This is a genomic window from Bradyrhizobium sp. PRIMUS42 (genome assembly GCF_023006515.1).
Lineage (GTDB): Bacteria > Pseudomonadota > Alphaproteobacteria > Rhizobiales > Xanthobacteraceae > Bradyrhizobium.
Map to the genome: position 1 here is coordinate 1 of NZ_JALBGZ010000805.1, position 2,635 is coordinate 2,635.

Sequence of the window (2,635 nt, forward strand, 5' to 3'; positions counted from 1 at the left end):
GTCGCGCCGCCGACCGAGGCGGTGACGCATCCAGACGCTTGATTGCTGCTATGAACGAGGTCGGCCTCGTGAATGGCAGTGCGGATCCGTTCGCCGATCCGGGCGCAGCCGGCGGCATCGGTATTCGGCAGCAGCATGGCGAATTCCTCGCCGCCATAGCGCGCCGCCAGATCGCCGGCCCGCTGCGTCTCGGCCGCGATGATCTTTGCGACCAGGCGCAGGCAGGCATCGCCCGCGGGATGGCCGTATTCGTCGTTATAGGCCTTGAAGTGATCCACATCGATCATGAGCAAAGCGAGGCTGGAGCGATCGCGATAGGCGCGCGCCCATTCCTCCTTCAGCCGCTCGTCGAAGCGACGGCGATTGGCAAGGCCGGTGAGGCTGTCCTCGATCGCAAGCGTCTCGAGCCTGGTTTCCAGCTTCTTGTGCTCGGTGATGTCGCGGGAGATCGCGACCACGCCGTCGACGCGGCCATTGTCCTTGCGCGTCACCCGCATGGTCGATTCGAGCCAGACTTCGCCGTTGTCCCGGTGCGAGTTGCGGTAGGTGAGGCGCGCCTCCTCCCTCTCGCCACGCTTCATGGCGTCGACGATCGTCTGGACCTCCGGCAGATCCTCCGGATTGATGCCCGCCAGTGCCGGCGTGCCCATCAACTGATTGGCGCGCCAGCCGACGACGCGCGCGGATGAGGGCGAGACATAGCGCAGCCGCTCGTCGAGCCCGATGCGGGTCACCATATCGCTGGAGCCTTCCGCGAGCAGGCGGAAATGCGCCTCCTTCTCGGTCAGGGCCGCGGCCATGCGCTGGCCCCGCTGCAACTGCCGCACCAGCACGGCACCGATGACCGCAATCAGCATCACCAGCGCGATGACGTAGAGCATGCGGGAGATTGCCGCGGCGCGCCAAGGCGCGATCAGTTCGGCCTTGTCGACGGTGGCCAGCAGGAGGAGCGGGTAGCGGCTGCTGCGCTTGAAAAAGCTGACGCGCTCGGCACCGTCGAGCGGCGATTTGAAATGATAGGCGCCGCCCGGTCGCTGCAGGTTGGCGTCGCGGAACAGCGGCTTGTCGGCAACGCTGTGTCCGACGAACTTTTCGTTGTTCGGGTTGCGTGCGACAATCAGGCCGTCGCCATGAGTCAGCGTCACCGAGCTGTTGCGGCCGATCTCGAACTGCTCGTAGAAATGCGAAAGATATTTCGAGCTGATGGTGGCGAGCACCACGCCGCCGAAGCTGCCGTCCGGCTTGTTGAAGCGGCGCGACAGGGTGACGACCCATTCGCCGTCGAGCAAGCTCTTCACGGGGCGGCCGACATGGGCCTCGCGCTTGGGCGAGAGCTGGTGATGGCGGAAGAAGGCATCGTCGGTGAGGGTCGAGCCGATCGTGCCGGGCGAGGTCAGCCAGTTGCCCTGGTCATCAATGATGGCGAGGCTGTGAAAGCGCTCGATCGCCTTCTTGCGCGCATCCAGCAGGGTGCGCAGCTTCGCGATCGTGGCAGGCCCGGCGCCGTCCATCTCGAGCCGGCTGACGACGCCGACGACGCCGGAATCCAGGAGATCGAGGCTGTCCTCGGCATGCTGTGTCAGCGAACGGGCGACGTTCGCCATCTCGGTCTCGGTACCCCTGAGCACCGCATCGCGCGCGGCCCATTCGCGCCAGCCGCTGACGCCGAGGATGGTCACGCAGGTCAGCACGACGAACGCCGCCGCGCGCAGCGGCAGGCGACTCCATCCAACTCGTTGGGTAGCAGCACTCATGCGGCAGAGTTCTCCGATGTTTCGGAACCTCTGCCGCTTCTGTTATTGAACTCTGAAAGTACCGCCGGAATAGGCCGCGATAGGCCCGTTTTCCGTAGTCGTACGGACGCTGGGATCAGCGCATCGCTAACAGGACATTAGCAAGCCGATCGGAAGCCGACGTCGCACTCCGCTAGCTGAAGATGGCCTTAACCTTGTCCCAGAGCGAGGGATTGTCGGCATCCACATCGGCCTTTGAGGGCGTCGGCTGAGTCGCGCTCACGGGATCGGACGCGGGAAAGGTATCTTTCAGCCCGGCATCGAGCTTGGTGTGGCGGTCGGCAGCGAGCGCTTCGTGCAGATCGTCGGCGTGCTTGTCATGCGGCGCGGGATTGAATGTCTCAGCCATGGTGTCCTCCATCGGCTGGTCAACGCGGCCCTGTTGCGCTGGTTCCCCTGTTCCGCTGCGGGCCGAGGCGGTGTATCAGGAGCCATAACCCTGTTCAGGACCATTCGTGCCCCAATCTGCAAAAAAGCCCTTCATCGACGTGCTCTCCGGCCAGCGCCAGAGCATCCCGCCCATGTGGATGATGCGACAGGCCGGCCGCTATTTGCCGGAATATCGCGAGGTGCGCACCAAGGCCGGCGGGTTCCTCGATCTCTGCTTCAATCCGGAGCTTGCGGCCGAGGTGACGCTGCAACCGATCCGCAGGTTCGGCTTCGATGCCGCGATCATCTTCTCGGATATTCTGGTGATCCCCTATGCGCTCGGACGCTCGGTCCGGTTCGAGGTCGGCGAGGGCCCGCGGCTGGATCCGCTGGATGATCCCGCCAAGGTCGCGACGCTGGCACCGCGCGCCGACTTCGGCAAACTCGCGCCGGTGTTCGAGGCGCTCAAGCTC

General features: G+C 64.9%; 3 protein-coding genes. 1 reads left to right on the top strand and 2 read right to left on the bottom strand.

What is annotated here, in order from left to right:
• A partial coding sequence (locus tag MOV75_RS33910; RefSeq protein WP_247007517.1) for a diguanylate cyclase occupies window positions 1-1,754 on the bottom strand: 1,754 nt, incomplete at its 3' end.
• A gap of 172 nt (window positions 1,755-1,926) precedes the next feature.
• Window positions 1,927-2,142, bottom strand: a complete 216-nt coding sequence (locus MOV75_RS33915; protein ID WP_246931783.1) for a hypothetical protein — start codon at window positions 2,140-2,142, stop codon at window positions 1,927-1,929.
• A gap of 106 nt (window positions 2,143-2,248) precedes the next feature.
• Here MOV75_RS33915 and MOV75_RS33920 point away from each other — a divergent pair.
• A partial coding sequence (locus MOV75_RS33920) for a uroporphyrinogen decarboxylase family protein (protein WP_309486991.1) occupies window positions 2,249-2,635 on the top strand: 387 nt, incomplete at its 3' end.

Excerpts from the sequence above, each read along its gene's own strand:
- MOV75_RS33915 (WP_246931783.1), bottom strand. The coding sequence starts at position 2,142 with ATGGCTGAGACATTCAATCCCGCGCCGCATGACAAGCACGCCGACGAT.